Here is a 19,081-nt window from a genome sequence, read left to right as displayed (position 1 = left end):
GAAACCAATCCATTTTATAACAATGTTACACAAGAACGCAAAAATATACATCGCAGGGCATCGCGGACTGGTAGGCTCTGCTATCTGGAAAAACCTGCAAGAGAAAGGCTATACCAATCTCGTGGGCAGAACCCACAAAGAACTCGACCTGCTGGACGGTGTTGCCGTCCGCCGTTTCTTCGATGAGGAACAGCCGGAATACGTATTCCTTGCCGCTGCTTTCGTGGGCGGTATCATGGCAAACAGCATCTACCGTGCCGATTTCATTTACAAGAATCTCCAGATACAGCAGAATGTCATAGGCGAAAGTTTCCGCCACAATGTCAAGAAACTGCTCTTTCTGGGTAGCACCTGTATCTATCCGCGTGATGCCGAACAGCCGATGAAAGAAGACGTACTCCTCACCTCGCCCCTGGAGTACACCAACGAACCGTACGCCATTGCCAAAATTGCCGGATTGAAAATGTGCGAGAGTTTCAACCTGCAATACGGCACGAACTACATTGCCGTCATGCCCACCAACCTCTACGGTCCCAACGACAACTTCGACCTGGAACGCAGCCACGTACTTCCTGCCATGATTCGCAAGATACACCTGGCCCACTGCCTGCAACAAGGCGACTGGGATGCCGTACGCCGTGACATGAACCTGCGTCCGGTAGAAGGAATCAATGGCAGCAACAGCAACGGAGAGATACTGAACATACTTTCCAAATACGGCATCAGCGAAGAAGAAGTCCGGCTTTGGGGTACGGGAACTCCGTTGCGCGAATTCCTCTGGAGCGAGGAAATGGCGGATGCCAGCGTATTCGTCATGGAGCACGTAGACTTCAAAGACACCTGCAACCCCGGAGACAAGGACATCCGCAACTGCCACATCAACATCGGCACAGGTAAGGAAATTACTATCCGCCGGCTTGCCGAACTGATTGTCAACGTTGTGGGTTATCGCGGAAAGCTGACCTTCGACACTTCCAAACCCGATGGGACCATGCGCAAACTCACCGACCCGAGTAAGCTGCACGCATTGGGCTGGCATCATAAAATAGACATCGAAGAAGGTGTAGAGCGGATGTACCGCTGGTACCTGGATAACAATAAATAGGCTCAAAGGGGGAATTTGCATAAAATGCTTTTTCCCCCTAAAAGTTTGCATTCTCTACATAAACCCTTATATTTGCACAATTTTCAACTAAATGTGCAATATATAATGGAACAAAGTTTTATCGCCTATATAGAGAATAGTATAAAGGAAAACTGGGACCTGGATGCCCTGACCGATTATAAGGGAGCCACCCTGCAATACAAGGATGTAGCCCGCAAAATAGAAAAACTGCATATCATTTTTGAAGCGAGCGGCATCAGAAAAGGCGATAAAATCGCCGTCTGCGGACGTAACAGTTCGCATTGGGGAGTCACTTTCCTCGCTACCCTGACGTATGGTGCGGTCATCGTGCCCATTCTTCACGAATTCAAGGCGGACAATGTGCATAACATCGTCAACCACTCCGAGGCCAAGCTTCTTTTTGTCGGCGACCAGGTGTGGGAAAATCTCAACGAAAGCGCCATGCCGTTGCTCGAAGGTATCTTCATGATGACGGACTTCACCTTGCTGGTCTCGCGCAACGAACGGGTTACTTACGCCCGCGATCACCTCAACGAGATATTCGGCAAGAAATTTCCCAAGAACTTCCGTAAGGAACACATCGACTATCACAAAGACCAACCCGAAGAGTTGGCGGTCATTAACTATACTTCAGGTACTACCAGTTACTCGAAAGGCGTAATGCTCCCCTATCGCAGCTTGTGGTCCAACACCCGATTCGCTTTCGAAGTACTGCCGCTGAAAGCGGGCGACAAACTGGTATGCATGCTGCCGATGGCTCATATGTACGGATTGGCATTCGAATTCCTGTACGAGTTCTCCGTAGGTTGCCACATCTACTACCTCACCCGTATGCCAAGTCCGAAGATTATCTTCCAAGCATTCGCCGACATAAAGCCGAACCTCATCGTAGCCGTACCGCTCATTATCGAGAAGATTATCAAGAAGAGCGTATTGCCCAAGCTGGAAACGCCTACCATGAAACTGTTGCTGAAAGTACCTATCATTAACGACAAGATAAAAGCCACCGTACGCGAGCAAATGGTACAGGCATTCGGCGGCAATTTTGCCACAGTCATTGTCGGCGGTGCGGCATTCAATCAGGAAGTAGAACAGTTCCTGCGCATGATAGACTTCCCCTATACCGTGGGTTACGGTATGACAGAATGCGGTCCTATCATCTGTTACGAAGACTGGACGCGCTTCAAACCCGGTTCCTGCGGAAAAGCCGCTCCGCGCATGGAAGTGAAGATTCTTTCTCCCGATCCGGAGAATATCCCCGGCGAGATTGTCTGCCGCGGTCCCAACGTCATGCTGGGCTACTACAAGAATGAAGAGGCTACCGCCGAAGTTGTGGACAAAGACGGTTGGCTGCACACCGGTGACCTTGCCCTGATGGATGCCGAAGGCAATGTCACCATCAAAGGACGCAGCAAGAATATGCTCCTCGGTCCAAACGGGCAGAACATCTACCCCGAAGAAATAGAAGACAAGCTGAACAACCTGCCGTACGTAGCTGAAAGCATCATCGTACAACAGAACGAAAAGCTCGTGGGACTGGTATATCCCGACTTTGACGATGCCTTTGCCCACGGCCTCAACAACGACGATATAGAACGTGTCATGGAAGAGAATCGTGTGGCTCTGAATGCAGAACTGCCTGCTTACAGCCAGATTTCCAAAATGAAGATATATCCCGAAGAATTTGAAAAGACACCCAAAAAATCCATCAAACGCTTCCTGTATCAAGAAGCAAAAGGATGATGAAATAGTAATTAGCGGTTAGTGATTAGCGATTAGTAGGCTGTGCAGTATATTGCGCTAATTATTTACCGCTATTTTTAATGTTAATCCCTAACCACTAATCACTAACCACTAATCACTAACCACTAACCACTAACCTCTCTTTTCCCGATGAAAAACGAATTGTTATTATCTGCTGCGCTGCTTCCGTTATGTGGAATGGCAGGAGAAGTACACACAAGGCCGTCAAATGAAACGGCTCCTGTTACGGACAAGCGTCCGAACATTATTTTATTCTTGGTAGATGATATGGGTTGGCAGGACACATCCCTGCCTTTCTGGACACAACGCACCCGCTACAACGACACGTACCATACACCCAATATGGAACGTCTGGCAAAGCAGGGCAAGATGTTCACGCAAGCCTATGCCTGTAGCATCAGTTCGCCTACGCGTGTCAGCCTTTTTACGGGTATGAACGCTGCGCGTCACCGGGTGACAAGCTGGACATTACGCAAGAATACCACCCACGAACAGCCGGACTCCGTTATGATATACCCCGAATGGAATGTCAACGGTATCTGTCAGGAACCGGGTGTGGAACGCACCACGCAAGTCACCTCGCTGGCACAAGTGCTCAAGGACAACGGTTACCACACCATCCATTGCGGCAAAGCCCACTTCGGAGCTAATGACACGCCCGGAGCCGATCCGCTGAAAATGGGCTTCGACGTGAACATAGCCGGCCATGCGGCAGGCTCTCCCGCCAGCTACTACGGCATGCAGAACTTCGGAAACAAACCCGGCGGAAAAAGCCCGCTGGCTGCCGTACCCGGACTGGAAAAATATCACGGCAAAGACATATTCCTCTCCGAAGCCCTTACCATAGAAGCCGAGAAAGCTTTGGACAACGCCCGGACAACGGACAAGCCTTTCTTCCTCTACATGGCCCATTATGCCATCCATACGCCTATCCAGCCCGACATGCGTTTCTACCAAAAATATCTGGACAAAGGACTTCCCCCGGTAGAAGCAGCGTATGCCACCCTGATTGAAGGCATGGACAAAAGCCTCGGCGACCTGATGGACTATCTGGACAAAAACAACCTCACCGACAACACTGTACTGCTCTTCATGTCCGATAATGGCGGACTGGCTGCACACACCCGTGCAGGAGAGCTGCACAGGCAGAACTATCCGCTCAACAGCGGAAAAGGTTCCGCTTACGAAGGCGGAGTGCGCGAACCGATGATTGTACGCTGGCCCGGCGTGGTAGCGGCAGAAACCAAATGCGACCATTATCTGATGATAGAAGATTTCTTCCCCACCATTCTCGAAATAGCCGGTGTGGAGCACTACAATACGGTACAGAAACGCGACGGCATCAGCTTCCTGCCCCTGCTTACGGGCAAAGGTAGGATGCCCGCCCGTGACATCTACTGGCATTACCCGCACAGTTGGGGCCCTTCCGGTCCGGGTATAGGCGCCACCTGCTCCATCCGTTCCGGAGAATGGAAACTGGTGTACTACTTCGACAGCGGCAAGCACGAATTGTTCAATATCCCTGCCGACATCAGCGAAAAGCATGACGTAGCCGCCGAGAACCCCAAACTTGTAAAGAAACTATCAAAGAAACTGAGCAACTATCTGCGGTCGGTGGATGCGCAGCGTCCTGTATTACGTGCCACCAACCGACTGGCGCCCTGGCCCGATGAAACATTATAAAGAATTATGAAACGTATATTTCCACTGATCTGTCTGTCCCTGCTATTGGCAGGGACAGGCTATGCCCGGACAGGCAGGCAACAGTCTGCCCATAAAGAAAAAACCGGTATCAACCTTTCCCTTTGGAAGAATCTTTCCACACAGCGTACAGATACGGTCGGAAGCACATTCTTCAATCTCGGTATCTTCTCGGCGATGAACCGTTTGAACGGCTTGGGAGTAAATGTTTTGGGAGCTGTTACGGGCAGAGACATGAACGGAGTTCAAATCTCCGGTATATCCAATATGGTGGGTGGAAGTATGCGGGGCGTACAGGTAGCGGGCATCACCAATATCAACGGCAATAACCTCAGCGGTCTGTCCGTTTCCGGCCTTGTGGGCATCACGGGTAATCACGCACGGGGAATGGTCTTCTCCGGCCTTGCCAATATCACGGGCGATAACAGCAACGGAATGATTGTAGGCGGCTTGCTGAACATTACAGGCGAAAAGACTGCCAGCGTACAGCTTTCAGGACTCGCCAATATATCGGGCGGTAATTTTTCCGGTGTCACCATATCCGGCCTGCTGAATGTGGTGGGCGATGATATGAAAGGGCTCCAGATTTCCGGTCTGGGCAATATTACAGGCGGTACGTCTGCCGGCGTGCAGCTCTCTCCCCTGAATGTAGCCGTCCGTGCCAAAGGCCTTCAGATAGGTTTGGTAAACTACTACAAGGAGAAGCTGGACGGTTTCCAACTGGGACTGGTCAATGCCAACCCGGACACCAAAGTACAGATGATGTTTTTCGGCGGCAACACCACGAAACTGAACCTTGCAGCCCGCTTCAAGAACAAACTGTTCTATACCATCCTCGGTGGCGGTACGCATTTCCTCGACTTCAGCGATAAGTTCTCCGGTGCGCTTTTCTACCGCGCCGGACTGGAATTGCCCGTCTGCAAGCAACTGTTCATCAGCGGCGATTTGGGATACCAGCACGTAGAAACCTTCAAGAATAAAGACTATGGCTTCCCTGCCCGCCTCTATTCTCTCCAAACCCGTATCAACCTCGAATACCGTCTGACGGCAAAATTAGGAGTATTCGTTACGGGCGGTTACGGTTGGGACAGATACTACAACAGAAATGCCAACTTCGACAAGGGAGCCATTGTAGAAGGCGGTGTGGTATTATTCAAATACTAATCCGTGCCTGAAAAGCCAGGCAATGCAAGCACCGGAACATACAGCCATATCAGAAAATCTCCTTTTCTTTGATAAATCCCGTTCTATATGCCACCAGCAACTTCTTCAAATCCTGAATCTGCGTCACGAGCTGCTTGCCCTTATCGGTATCCTTCACCATCATACGCTGCGAGTTGAATTCGATGACGAAAGTTGTGGACTTGATATCCTGTCCCTCTTCAATCGCTTTCTGACGGCTCTGGAACGGGTCATGCTGCACCAACTGCATGCCGTGCGAGTGATATACCAGCGTATAGCCCGCAATACCCGTTTCGGGCTGATAGGCTTTGGAGAAACCACCGTCAATCACCAGTAACTTTCCATCAGCCTTTATGGGGCGCTCGCCTTTAATCGTCTTCACCGGCACATGTCCGTTGATGATATGCGAATGAGGTCCCGGCTCCACCCCGAACTCCGCCAGGATATTGTCGCAAATATCCGCACGGTTGCGAAGCGTGTAGTAATAACCTTTATTCTCTTTATGCAATGCCTTGTCGGCTATGAAGTAACGCTCGAAAGTAGCCATCTTATCCTTGTCGAAAGAGGGCGCATCCGGGCCGCACCACATATACCACATATAATCCAACGCAAAATTCTTCTCCTCCGAACCATCTTCGTCAAAGTAGGCGGTACGGATAAGCTGGTCGGTCTTTTGCAGCAGTTTATGTCCCCAGTACTCTTTCTTGCCGATACGTACATGCTTGAAACTTCCGTCCTCATTCAGGGGCACGGATGCGTGATAAAGCAGGTTGCTGTTGCACACCAGATACATGCCGCCGTACGTAAACAGGCAACGCATATGCTTCTTCAGTTTCTCGCTGTTCATGAACGAAGCATGAATCTTTTCAACCAGCTCCCTTTCTTCATCCGTCAGGCGATACGGGTCGGCAGGGTCAATAGTCGGGAAATTGGCATCGCGCAGTTCGTATTCTTTGCCTTCGTACACAAATACGCCCCGTTCAAAGTCAATCTTGTGCAGCAGTTTCCGGTTGTCCATGTCAAACTCCGGACGCCGGTTTATAATCTCCGCTTCCAGTTTGAACTGGATTATCGTAATCGCCTTGTGCATCTGCGTAATCAGCCGCAGTGTCTTTTCGTTGTAATTGGCATCGGCAAAGTTCATCTTCGGAGCAAAGATAGTGCAAGGATCATCCGCATAGGTATCCATTGCGAAGGTAGCCAACGGCAGCAGGTTGATGCCGTAGCCGTCTTCCAGTGTCGCCAGGTTGGCATAGCGCATGGACATACGGATAACGTTCGCTATGCAGGCGTCATTGCCCGATGCGGCACCCATCCACAGTATATCATGGTTGCCCCACTGAATGTCGAAATTATGGTAGTCGCAAAGCGTATCCATGATGATATGTGCACCCGGACCACGGTCGTAGATATCGCCCACGATGTGCAGCGAGTCGATTGTAAGCCGTTGGATAAGCTTGCACATGGCAATGATAAAGTCATCCGCACGCTTGGTCGAGATAATCGTACTGATAATGACGTTGATATACGCATGCTTGTTAGGTTCTACGCTGGACTCGTGCAGCAACTCCTGAATGATATAGGAGAACTCCGCCGGCAAGGCTTTACGCACTTTCGAGCGTGTGTATTTGGAAGATACGTTCTGGCAGACTTTCACCAATTGGTTCAGGGTGATGAGATACCAGTCGTCCAGATCCGTTTCCTGTTCCTTTATCAACTGCAACTTCTCTTCCGGATAATAAATCAGCGTACAGATTTCCTTCTTTTCGCTTTCGCGCAGCGTATGCCCGAAGATTTCATTCACCTTCCGCTTTACCGCACCCGAAGCATTCTTCAATACATGCTGAAAAGCCTCATACTCTCCATGAATATCCGTAAGGAAGTGTTCCGTACCTTTAGGCAGATTCAGAATAGCTTCCAGATTGATAATTTCCGTACTGGCATCGGCGATGGTAGGAAAACTGCGCGACAACAGTTGCAAATAGCGTAAGTCGTTGACTATACTTTCCGGAGTAATAGTTCCCATGATACGATTTATGATTTTAGATTTATGATATATATTCAATTATCAGCAATTAAGCCCTCTCTGTCATTTCTCAATTTTCAATTCTCAGCTCTCAATTCAACAGGAACATCAGCAGCACCTGCGCTATGATTACCCGCAGGAACATACACATCGGATACACCGTTGCATAAGCCACCGACGGATTATCGCCCGGAATGGTGTCGTTGGCATAATTCAGCGCCATCGGGTTGGCCATGCTTCCGCACAGCATACCTGCCATGGAGCCGAAGTCCACCTTCATCCATTTAAAGGCAACCACTCCCACTATCAGCACCGGAACAACGGTCAGCACGAACCCTGCAGCAATCCACAGCAGACCTTCCGGACGGAACACCGTATCAAAGAAATGCGCTCCGGCATCCAGTCCCAGACAAGCCAGGTAGAGCGACAGTCCCAATGCACGGAGCATCAGGTTGGCGCTTCGTGTGGTGTAGGTTATCATGTGCATTCTCGGCCCGAACGTACCAATCAGGATACCTACGATAATCGGTCCGCCGGCAAGTCCCAGCTTCACCGGAGCACTGATGCCCGGCAGGGAAATGGGAATCGCACCCAAAGCCAGACCCAGGATGATACCGATAAACACCGCTACCAGATTCGGTTCTTTCAGGCTCTTGATGGCATTTCCCAATACTTTTTCCACATTCTGGATGGCGGCAGCCTCACCTACCACTGTCAGACGGTCGCCCAACTGCAAGGTCAGTTCCGCGGTGGCAAGCAACTGCACGCCGCTACGGTACACACGGCTGATGTTGATGCCGTAATGATTGCGCAGGTGCAGCGCCCCCAGTTTCTTTCCGTTCAGTTCGGGACGTGTCACCACGATACGCTGCGAGATGAGCTGGCTGTCTATGGCATTCCAGTCTATATCCTCTTTGTTCCAGTCGGTATGTTCCTGTTCACCGAACAGTACGGTCAGTGCCGGAGCATACTTCTCCGAAGTCACCACCAGCAAGCGGTCTCCTTCCCTGATTATCTTCTCGGAAGTGGGGATGCTTACATTGCCGTCCCGCCACAGACGGGAGATTACGAACTTCGGATAATTCAAGCCGCCTATCTCCTTGATGCTTTTATCGAAGATGGCCGGATTGTGTACTTGAAACGCCGCAATGTAAGTTTTGTTCGCATCGTCCTTCTCTTTCAACTCCAGATCTTCCTTACGCGCCAACGCCTTGCGTATTATCAGCACGGCAAAAATAACGCCCACTACCCCCAGCGGATATGCCACGGCACATCCCAAAGCCGGCGTACTGGCTTCCAGCCCCATTTGCTTCAATGTCTGCTGTGCCGCACCCAGCGCCGGCGTATTGGTGGTAGCGCCGCAGAGGATGCCCACCATGTCCGGCAACGAAATATTCAGGGTATAACTGCCCAATACGGTCATCAGCGTACCGAGGAGCACTACTCCCAGCGCCAGCATATTCAACTGTACCCCGCCCTTGCGGAAAGAGCTGAAAAAGCCCGGCCCCACCTGCAGTCCCAGTGCATACACAAAAATTATCAGTCCGAAACTTTCCGCATAGTTCAGCATCTGCGGGTCGATGGACAGTCCGAAATGTCCGGCAAGAATACCGGCAAAGAAAACAAACGTCACGCCGAGGGAAATACCGCAAATATGTATTTTCCCCAACCCTAATCCGATAGCGGAAATCAGCGAGAGCACCACCACCGCCTGCAAAGCGGAGTGTTCGACAAACAAACTATATAGCCATTCCAAAGTGTTACGGTTTTATCTACATTTAGAAGTGCAAAGATAGGAAGTTCCGCGAAGCCTAAAAAAAGAAATGCAGGAAATTCACGCAAAGCTCCTCATTTCCCGCCTTTCACTTGTGCAAAACATCTTTTATCACTACATTCACGGCATGAAACGCCTTATCATACCTATTATATGTATGCTCCTGTCGCTGGCGGGATGCCATGAACGTAAACCGCTCCCCAGCCTTGAGTTCGCGGACAGCCTGCTGACCGATGCCGGCGATAAATCCGGAGCTTTGCGCATCTTCCTGCAAATCGAAGAGCAGCTGCAAAGCCGGCAAGACCCTTACAATAAAGGGCTTCTCTACGAACGCATCGGCAGTATATACTACGGACAGATGAATTACGTCCGCGCCTACCACTACTTCAAGCAGGCCAGAGAAAATTTTCAAGTATCCGACAGTCTTCGTAAGGAAACGGAAGCCACGCTTGATATGGCAGCCTCATCCTACCGCCAGAAAGATTTGGAACGTGCCATCAGGCTGTATTCGGCTGCCCTCGACCTGGCCGACGAACAGACAGACGAACGTCTTGCCGGAGCAGCCCTCAGCAACCTTGCCTCCCTTTATGTAAAATCGGGCAGAAAACAAATCCCCCAGGACCTGCTGTTACGCATCGAACAGTCGGCACGCAAGGCATCCCGCTACGGCCCCCACACCATGATAGACGTCCAGCTTCTCAAACACCGTACGGACAGCGCGCGCCACTACCTGCAACTGGCAGAGGCGCAAGACAATGACGTGCTCGACCTGGCCGAACTGCAATACACAGCCTACCGGATAGAGGCCCTCTCCGGAAACTTCCGGAAAGCGACCGACCATATACACCGCTATATCTACCTCACGGACTCCCTCACCCGCTCCACCATGCAGGTCTCCGCCGGTATAACGGAGAAAGAGTATTTCCAGGAACAATCCGCCTTTGCCGAATACCGAATGAAGAACCGCATCTTCTGGGAAACCACCGTTACCTGCGGCATATTCATCCTCGCCGGAATAGCCGTTTATATCATCCGCCAGCGCCTGCGCATCCAGCGCGAACGCAACGACCGCTACCTACTGCTGGCAGAAGAGGCCCGTGCCGAATACCGGGCGCTCACCCGGCAACTGGAAGGACGGCAGAACACGGAAAAACGGCTGAAAAGCCTGGTTGCTTCCCGTTTCGACATCCTCGACAAACTCGGAAAAACTTATTACGAACGCGAGAATACATCATCGCAACAGGCAGCCATGTTTCAGGAAGTAAAACGGATAATCACCGACTTCTCGGAAAACAGTGAAATGCTCCGGGAACTCGAACAAATGGCAGATACCTGCCATGACAACGTCATGCAGAAACTCCGGCAGGACTTTCCGGCAATGAAAGAAAATGACATCCGCCTGCTCTGCTACATCTTCACCGGATTCTCCCCGCAGGTAATCAGCTTGTTCACGAAAGAGAGCGTGGCAAACATATATGCCCGAAAATCCCGGTTGAAGTCGCGCATCAAAGCAGCCGGAACGCCCCATACCGACCTGTTCTTATCCCTTTTCGGATAGATGTCAGAGCCGTGTTAGAAAAAAGCAAAGCCTCATTTCATAATATACTGTAAAACAGTAGCATAAAAACGTACCTGTTAGATTTACACATTCAAATCGTAACTCCCGGAAGAGCCGTATTCACTATCTTTGCAACCGGAACAACGATTAAAAATGTGTAAGAATATGAAGAATAAGATTATTTTTTTAGTATGTGCGGTCTTCCTGACGATAGCATGCGAAAAGGAACAGCACACAGGAAAAGAAAGCCGTGTAAGCGTAACCGTTTATGACGAAAACGGAAAAGCGATGCCCGGCATTCCCGTAAAGATGTATGACGAAAAAGACTACAAGGCATTCGAGCAAGATAACCTCACGCCTCCCACTGCCGGCGCAACCGCCAATGCGCAGGGTATCGCCCTGTTCACGCTGCCCGGCGAAGTATGGTTCTCCGGACAATCGCAGCGCTTCCTGACATTTGTCGTACAGGAAGGCGGCGGTCCGGACAACTACCGTATATGGTCCGTTGGGAAAACGATAGATGCCGGAAAAGACATACAGCTTGAAATCCGCCTGACTTCCGCCCTCGCCCCCGGAGAAGAGCAGCCGGAAGACAAAGGAACACTCATCGGGCTGTCCATTGCACAGCCGCCTCATAAAATAGCATATACTTTGGGAGAACCACTCGATTTGGACGGCCTCCTGCTGACCGGCGTATATAGTAATGGCAAAGAATATCCCGTCACTGTAACTCCGGAACAAGTCAGCGGCTTTTCTTCCGATGCTCCGGCAGACCGGCTGGTACTGACCATCGGCATAGAAGACCGTCAGGTAACCTTCACCGTCAGCATTGCTCCCATCCGCGTACAGGAAGGCGTACTGACAGAAATATATAAAGGATACAGCGAAACCATCCTTCCCCCACACGTAACAGCCATTGCACCGGAAGCCTTTATGCAGAACAGGCAAATCACCAGAGTCGTGATGAACGAGGGACTGACCTCTATCGGCGAAATGGCCTTCTTCAACTCCGGCATACAGGAAATCGTATTCCCGTCCACCTTGCAGCAGCTTGCGCCGGATTTGTTCTACTACTGCGACCGGCTGAAACGGGTCGACCTCTCGCACACCCAAATCACCCGGATTCCCGAAAGCGCTTTCGCATGCTCCGGAGTAGAAGAAGTATTACTGCCGTCTGCACTCACAGCCATCGGAACACAAGCATTCATGATGACGGAACATCTGAAATCCGCAGTAATCCCCCAAAGCGTCACACATATCGGTATGGAAGCATTCCGGGGAAGCGGCATCACCACTGTACAACTTCCCAACAGCATCTCCACCATAGAAGCACGTGCCTTCTACCTATGCCCCAACCTGACGGAAGTATCCGCATACGGTCCTGCCTCAAGCAACCATCCGGATGCCGTAATCAAAGAGCACTGCCTTGTAGGCTGCCCCAACCTTGCCCGCTTTGAAATTCCTCAAAGCATAAGCATCCTGGGGCAAGGCCTGATAACCGGCAACCAAAAGGTACATACACTGACCATTCCCGCCCGTGTCACCCGCATCGACTTTTCCGCTTTCGACAACACAGGCATAAAAGAGGTCATTGTAGAAGCCCTCACACCGCCTGCCACCTCCGAGGGCGAATGGTACGGATTTCCGGAAACCATAACAAGCATTTCCGTACCCGCACAAGCCGTCGAAGCCTACAAAACGGCCGAAGGCTGGAAAAAGTTCGCGGATAAAATCAGGGCACGCTCCTAAGCAAACCCGAGCCCGGCATTAGACTCTCTCTTTAACATTATAAGAGGTCGTGCAAAATGCACTTGATTTTTTTCAGGCACGGAAATACAAATTACACGGAAAACACGGATTTTCTTTATTCTTCTTCCGTGAATTCCGTGTAATCCGTGTTTTCCGTGCCTGAAAATATACGCTGCTCCCTTAGAATCTGTATGCAGCTCCTATATTGATAACCCCCTGGTCGAAATCGCTTACCAGCTGGTATCTGAACTCAAAATTCATCGCCCAGTTACGAGGCAGTGCAAATTCCGCTCCCGCTCCCAGATTTACACCGAACCGGCATTCGTTATGATTGCCGTTATCGTCGATATGCACATGGCCTTCGTCCATATCAATATCAAAGTCGTGCATGTCGAACATCCAGTTGGACAATGTCAAACCGAACAACGGATAAAGCTTAACGCTCTTGGCCACTGGAAACAGATAGTGAAAATTCACGTTCAAATCCAGCATGCTTACATTGTCATTCTCGAAGAAATAGTTGAAAGACGGCTCTATACGGATAGGATTGGTAATATTGTACTGATACTTGATACCCAACCCGATACTTTCGATTTCCGTTCCGTAACTCAGGCCAAAACCTATCGCCTGTTTTCCTTTCTGTGCATGGGCACTACCCAACAGCACAAAAAGCAATCCGAATAAAGTTAATACTTTTTTCATACGTTCATTTTTTATTAATTTATTTAAGTTAGAGTGTAATATTTGGCAAAATTAATGTTTTAATTCTATTTAGGAAATAATACGCATTATATATTTCATACGCCACAACCGCCCGGATTTTGATTATCTTTGCATGCTGAATATACACCTATTTTATAATATTATTTTATTTATTGCGAAAAAGAAATGAATTTACTTTTATTGAACACTCCCGCCGCCGGTGGGAAACTCGAACAGGCATTGGAAAAACTGATAGATTTTGGAATGGATGCCGGCAAGGACATATTAATCGCCATTTTAATCTATGTAATCGGACGTTTCATCATCAGGCAGATAAGCGCGTTGGTAGCCAGAATATTCGAAAAGCGGAAGATTGAAACCAGCGTACAGACCTTCCTGAAGAGCCTGATAAAGATTCTGCTGAATATGATTCTTGCCTTTGCCATCATCGGCAAGCTCGGTGTGGAAACCACCAGCTTTGCGGCACTGCTTGCATCCGCAGGTGTGGCTGTAGGTATGGCGCTTTCCGGAAACCTTTCCAACTTTGCGGGCGGACTGATTATACTGATTTTCAAGCCGTTCAAGGTAGGCGACTACATAGACGGACCGGGAGTAAGCGGCACGATAAAGGAAATACAGATTTTCCACACCATACTGTCCACCCTCGACAACCGTATGATTTATGTGCCCAACGGAAGCCTCAGCGGCAATGCCGTCACCAATTACAGTAAACAGGACAAGCGCCGTGTCGAATGGGTGTTCGGCGTAGAGTACGGCGAGGATGTGAAGCGAGTAAGAGCCGTGCTGCAACGCATCATCAATGCAGACAGCCGCATATTGGACACCCCCGCTCCTCTCATTGTCTTAGGTTCACTGAGCGCAAGCAGCGTCGATATCACGGTACGCGTATGGGTAAAAAGCGCCGACTACTGGAGTGTACTGTACGATATCAACGAAATCGTCTACCAGACATTTAATGAAGAAGGCATCGGATTCCCGTTCCCGCAACTCACCGTACACCAGTCGAAAGAGTAAAAAAACAGAGGATGTTCCCCAAACACAGCATTCTGTCGCAATCGGGAAACATCCTCTTTAAATATCCTCTTCAAATATCACCGACCCGGTTCAGGGCAGGCACCGGCTCATTCCTTTCCGCCGGCAACTATCTTCCATGCTCCGGCACTCAGCACCGCACCGATAAACGGGCCTACAATGAAAATCCACAACTGGCTCAAAGCCTCTCCACCCTGAAAGAGCGCAGGGCCTATACTGCGAGCCGGATTAACCGAAGTACCGGTATAACGGATGCAGGCCAAATGTACAAGTACCAAAGAGAGACCTATGGCAAGTCCGGCAAAATTACCGGCGCCCTTCTTGGCATCGGTAGTGCCCAATACCACCAGTACAAACACAAATGTAAACACAATCTCGGCCAGCAGGGCGCCCGTTACGGAAACTCCTTCCTGGCAGGCATTAGCGCCTGTTCCGCTCACACCCGAATTGGAAGTCAGCACCCAAAGAACGGCAGAACCTAAAATAGCTCCTATTACCTGAAACAGCATATACATGCCGGCATCCTTTCCGCTCATACGGCCGGAAAGCAGGCAACCGAGCGTTATCGCCGGATTAATGTGGCAGCCCGAAACGCCACCGATAGTATAGGCCATAGCCACCACCGACAATCCGAAAGCAAGCGCCGTACCTATTACCGTGGCCGCCAGATTAGGGTCGGCCGATGTGCACGACAGACTGACTGCCGTGCCGCAGCCCATAAGAACGAGAACCATGGTTCCCAGCATTTCTGCAATGTACTTTTTCATAACATCAATTTATTAGATTAAACTTAAGGCATCCCGATATACCTTATATATAAGGCAACATAACCGGATACCAACGGTGCAAATATAAAATTTAAGCAGCATTTATTCATGCTTTAACATAAAAAAAGAACTCAATTATTCATTATAGCGGAAAAATCATTCATAAATTCCTTTAATCATTTTTTAACAATACCGGCTTACGGCTTTATCAAATTACAGTTATAACTTTGCACATGATTAAGGAAAGGAAATCACTCCTTGTCCAATATTTACAGAACGAATTACAAAATGAAAAGTCAAACCAAGAAAATACTCAAACTGTCCGGTATCATACTGGGAGCACTCACAGCCGTTGCAGGCATATTGATTGCCGTAGTCCTGAACTTCATATTCACTTCCGAGAAGCTGACTCCCATAGTATTGGAAGCCGCCAACCGCAACCTGAACGCCAAGCTGGACATGAAAAGCGTGGAGCTTACCTTTTTCTCAACATTCCCCCGCTTCGGAGTGCAACTGACCGACGGAACCCTGGTTTCCAAAGCCATCCGCGACACGTTGTGGCAACGGACCGACACCCTGATATCATTCAAAAAGGCGGTAGCGGTGGTCAACCCCATGGACTACCTGCGGCAACAGAAAATCAGCATCCACCGCCTGGCGCTGGAACATGCCGATATCTACGCCTATAAAAACAAAGACGGCATTGCCAACTGGGACATCACCGTTCCGGATACGGTACAGTCCGTCTCTTCACCTGCCGGAGACGCCATGAACATCGACGAGCTCGACATCCGGCAAATTTCCATCCAGCACGCCACGGTAACCATGGACGACCGCGACACACGCATTTTCGCCAACCTATGGGACACAGACCTTACCCTGAAAGCCAATATGAAGAAAGGCCATTCCATGCTGGCAGTAGATTTCCGCAACAAGAACCTTCTCTTCTGGCAAGACGGGCAGTTGTTGGCAAACCGCATCGCCACCCACCTGCGCACCGACCTTGAACTGAATACCGCCCGACACTCCCTGCTCCTGCACGATGCCATGATTGACATCAACGGTACGAAATTGGGAGTAAAAGGAACCGTGCGCCGCGACACCGCAGCCAAAGCGCTCGACGTCGATTTGCAATACGGACTGCACACCCCCTCGCTGGAAACCGTACTGCACATGATTCCGGAGAGCATCCTGAAAAAGGCAGAAGTATCGGCAGGAGGAGAAGTAAGTTTCATCGGCACGCTGAAAGGCATGTACGGCAAGCAGAAGATGCCCCTTGCCACGCTGGACATCAGGATAAAAGACGCTTTCGCCAGATACGCCGGACTGCCTTACGGCATAGACAAGGTAAACGCCGACTTTTCCGCCCGGATAGACCTCATGCGGAACACCCCCTCTTGCCTGAACCTGAAAATCTTCCAGTTCAAAGGCGCCGACACCGACATATTGGCCGATATGAAAGTGGACAACCTGCTCACCGACCCGGACATCACCTTTCATACCCGCTCCACCGTCGACCTGAATACGCTGGCGCAGATTTTCCCTCTTCAGGAAGGCATCGGCATGGATGGAAAGATGAATGCCGACCTGAAACTGCGTTGCCGCCTGTCCACCCTCAAGAAACAGGATTGGGGACGGGTAAAGATGCAAGGCAAAATCAGAACGGACAAACTCGTGCTACGCCATACCCAAAAGAATTTCGAGTTCACAAGCAACGCTACGCTGGACTTTGCCGGCAACGAATGGCTCGGAGGGCGTGTTGAAATCAAGGATATGACGCTCCGCTCACCTGCCCTGAACTCAGCCACGGAAAGCTTTACGGCGGCAATCAGCACCTATCCTTCCCAAGACACGCTGCGCCCTGCCAAGACGAAATGCAAGATAGAGATGAACAAGTTGAGAGTATCCCTGGCGGATTCGCTCGACCTCTTTTGCGGAAAATCATCCGCCCGCCTCAAGCTGCAACCCGGAGAGCACAACCCTGCCAATCCGCAGATAGGGCTTACACTGGAAGTGGACACACTGTTCTGCCGCATGGGCGACACCCGCCTGGGAATGGACAAAGCAGGCATCGGAATAACAGCCGAAAAAGTACGCGATTCGCTGTGGACACCCAAAGGCATCATCGGTTTCCACCGCATGGCGTTCCGCACCCCGGAATGTGCACTTCCCATACAGGTGCAGAAAACTTCCGTCACGGTAAACGACCGCGTCATCACCCTGCGCAATGCCACCATGCGCATCGGCAAATCCGATATCACCGCTACCGGTTCAATTCACGACCTGTACGGCGCCATGCGGCATCACAAGCTTTTGCGCGCCAAATTGGACCTATCGTCCGAACAGTTGGACTGCAACCAGTTGATACGGTCGATATCGCTCCCGTCGGATACACTAGCTGCGGAAAGCGATACGGTCTCCACCGAAGTAAAGCTGTTCGTCATCCCCAAGAACCTGGATTTTGAACTGCAGACCGATTTCAGGAAAATCTTTTACGAGAAAGTCACATTCAACGATGTCCGCGGAGCTGTAGACATCCGCAACCAGTCCGTCTACCTGAAACAGCTCAGCATGAAAGGCATGGGTTCCGACATGAACACCACCCTCGTCTATCAGGCAAAATCTCCGGAAGAGGGATTTGCCGGTTTCGACTTCCGGCTACACAACATCAACATTGGGAAGCTGGTAGACTTCGCCCCTTCCCTGGACACGATTGTCCCCATGCTGCGCTCATTCGAAGGAACGGTCGATTTCAATGTGGCTGCCGCCGCTTCCCTGGACTCCGCCCTGAACATCAAAATCCCCACCATGCGGTCGGCCATTCATGTCAAGGGAGACAGCCTTGTCCTGATGGACGGTGAGACTTTCGCCGAAATCTCCAAAAAATTCTTCTTCAAAAACAAGAAAAGAAACATGATAGACAGCATATCCGTAAACATCGGCATCAAAGACGGAAATGTAACCGTCTATCCGTTCGAAATATCAATGGACCGTTACAGAGCGGCGGTAGGCGGCACACAAGGGCTGGATATGAAGTTCGACTATCACATCTCCATCCTGAAATCCCCCATTCCGTTCAAACTGGGCCTGAATATATCCGGAACTCTGGACGATATGAAGTTCAAGCTCGGCAAGGCTCGCTACAAAGATGCGGTCACACCGGCAGAGGTACATAAAGTCGATAGCGCGATAGTCAATATGGGGCAGCAGATTGCCGAGGATTTCAAAAAGATTATGAAAAGGTAAATTTTCAGCGAATCGCCAAAGACAAAGAGGGGATGCAGAAAGACGCTTGATGATTTTTTTAGGCACGGAATACACGGAAAACGCGGATTTTCTTTATTTTTTCCGTGAAATCCGTGTATTCCGTGCCTAAAAAGAAACATTCAGTAAATGTCTCTAAAAAGTAAGATGGCACATGAAGCTGATAGATTAAAATTACATAAGCATAAGGCTGCTGAAAATACAACAATCCTATGCTCACTATTAGCTACCTGTAAAGCAAAAGTAACCCAAGGGAATGGCTGAATGATATCATAGCCAAACTTCCATATTATCTGGAAAAGGACTCCGGGAAAAATGTTCATGAACTTCTTCCTGATGTTTGGAAGTTGGAGAAGTCTAATACGAATACAAGTGGAGTTTAAATATTTATATTGAAGAAAAAAAACTCGATATT

The 19,081-nt window shown here is 50.0% G+C and carries 12 protein-coding genes and 1 pseudogene; 9 read left to right on the top strand and 4 right to left on the bottom strand.

Annotated features, from left to right (window positions below; translation table 11 throughout):
• Positions 1 to 22 precede the first annotated feature (22 nt).
• The 4 genes from NQ565_RS09125 to NQ565_RS09110 all read left to right on the top strand — a co-directional run bounded on the left by NQ565_RS09125 (position 23) and on the right by NQ565_RS09110 (position 5,755).
• Positions 23 to 1,105 (top strand): GDP-L-fucose synthase family protein, encoded by a 1,083-nt coding sequence (locus tag NQ565_RS09125; RefSeq protein WP_040315776.1) that lies wholly within the window; start codon positions 23 to 25, stop codon positions 1,103 to 1,105.
• A 105-nt stretch (positions 1,106 to 1,210) separates the two neighbouring features.
• Entirely contained in the window at positions 1,211 to 2,869 is a 1,659-nt protein-coding gene (locus NQ565_RS09120; RefSeq protein WP_005655243.1) for a long-chain fatty acid--CoA ligase, read from the top strand.
• Positions 2,870 to 3,019: 150 nt separating this feature from the next.
• Positions 3,020 to 4,573: a sulfatase gene (locus NQ565_RS09115; protein WP_005655242.1), complete on the top strand. Its 1,554-nt coding sequence runs from the start codon at positions 3,020 to 3,022 to the stop codon at positions 4,571 to 4,573.
• Between the two features lie 6 nt (positions 4,574 to 4,579).
• Positions 4,580 to 5,755 carry an LA_2272 family surface repeat-containing protein gene (locus NQ565_RS09110; protein ID WP_005655241.1) on the top strand — a complete coding sequence of 392 codons (1,176 nt, stop codon included), beginning with the start codon at positions 4,580 to 4,582 and terminating at the stop codon, positions 5,753 to 5,755.
• 49 nt (positions 5,756 to 5,804) lie between these two features.
• On the opposite strand, the gene NQ565_RS09105 is transcribed toward NQ565_RS09110, so the two are convergent.
• Positions 5,805 to 7,799 (bottom strand): fructose-bisphosphatase class III, encoded by a 1,995-nt coding sequence (locus NQ565_RS09105; protein ID WP_005655240.1) that lies wholly within the window; start codon positions 7,797 to 7,799, stop codon positions 5,805 to 5,807.
• A gap of 91 nt (positions 7,800 to 7,890) precedes the next feature.
• A complete protein-coding gene (locus tag NQ565_RS09100) occupies positions 7,891 to 9,555 on the bottom strand; it encodes a putative transporter (protein WP_005655239.1) in 1,665 nt (554 codons plus the stop codon).
• A 67-nt stretch (positions 9,556 to 9,622) separates the two neighbouring features.
• Between NQ565_RS09100 and NQ565_RS09095 the strand changes: the two genes are divergently transcribed.
• Both NQ565_RS09095 and NQ565_RS09090 read left to right on the top strand, forming a co-directional pair.
• Positions 9,623 to 11,131 (top strand): tetratricopeptide repeat protein, encoded by a 1,509-nt coding sequence (locus NQ565_RS09095; protein ID WP_005655238.1) that lies wholly within the window; start codon positions 9,623 to 9,625, stop codon positions 11,129 to 11,131.
• A 165-nt stretch (positions 11,132 to 11,296) separates the two neighbouring features.
• Positions 11,297 to 12,880: a leucine-rich repeat domain-containing protein gene (locus NQ565_RS09090; RefSeq protein WP_016662368.1), complete on the top strand. Its 1,584-nt coding sequence runs from the start codon at positions 11,297 to 11,299 to the stop codon at positions 12,878 to 12,880.
• 180 nt (positions 12,881 to 13,060) lie between these two features.
• Here the strand turns inward: NQ565_RS09090 and NQ565_RS09085 are convergent, their stop codons facing one another.
• Positions 13,061 to 13,582, bottom strand: a complete 522-nt coding sequence (locus NQ565_RS09085) for a porin family protein (protein ID WP_005655236.1) — start codon at positions 13,580 to 13,582, stop codon at positions 13,061 to 13,063.
• A 186-nt stretch (positions 13,583 to 13,768) separates the two neighbouring features.
• On the opposite strand from NQ565_RS09085, the gene NQ565_RS09080 reads away from it, so the two are divergent.
• Complete coding sequence (locus NQ565_RS09080) at positions 13,769 to 14,617, top strand: mechanosensitive ion channel family protein (protein ID WP_005655234.1); 849 nt, start codon at positions 13,769 to 13,771, stop codon at positions 14,615 to 14,617.
• A gap of 107 nt (positions 14,618 to 14,724) precedes the next feature.
• Here the strand turns inward: NQ565_RS09080 and NQ565_RS09075 are convergent, their stop codons facing one another.
• Positions 14,725 to 15,402 (bottom strand): MIP family channel protein, encoded by a 678-nt coding sequence (locus NQ565_RS09075; RefSeq protein WP_005655233.1) that lies wholly within the window; start codon positions 15,400 to 15,402, stop codon positions 14,725 to 14,727.
• 288 nt (positions 15,403 to 15,690) lie between these two features.
• Here NQ565_RS09075 and NQ565_RS09070 point away from each other — a divergent pair, with 288 nt between their 5' ends.
• Both NQ565_RS09070 and NQ565_RS09065 read left to right on the top strand, forming a co-directional pair.
• The gene (locus tag NQ565_RS09070; protein WP_005655231.1) at positions 15,691 to 18,648 is read left to right on the top strand and encodes an AsmA family protein; all 2,958 of its coding nucleotides are present in this window, start codon (positions 15,691 to 15,693) and stop codon (positions 18,646 to 18,648) included.
• A gap of 201 nt (positions 18,649 to 18,849) precedes the next feature.
• Positions 18,850 to 19,049, top strand: a pseudogene (locus tag NQ565_RS09065) (IS66 family transposase); the annotation flags it as partial.
• Between the last annotated feature and the right edge of the window lie 32 nt (positions 19,050 to 19,081).

This window comes from Bacteroides stercoris ATCC 43183 (genome assembly GCF_025147325.1).
Taxonomy (GTDB): domain Bacteria; phylum Bacteroidota; class Bacteroidia; order Bacteroidales; family Bacteroidaceae; genus Bacteroides; species Bacteroides stercoris.
The sequence above is the reverse complement of the archived record's forward strand: the minus strand, read 5'-3'. Positions and strand labels throughout refer to the sequence as shown.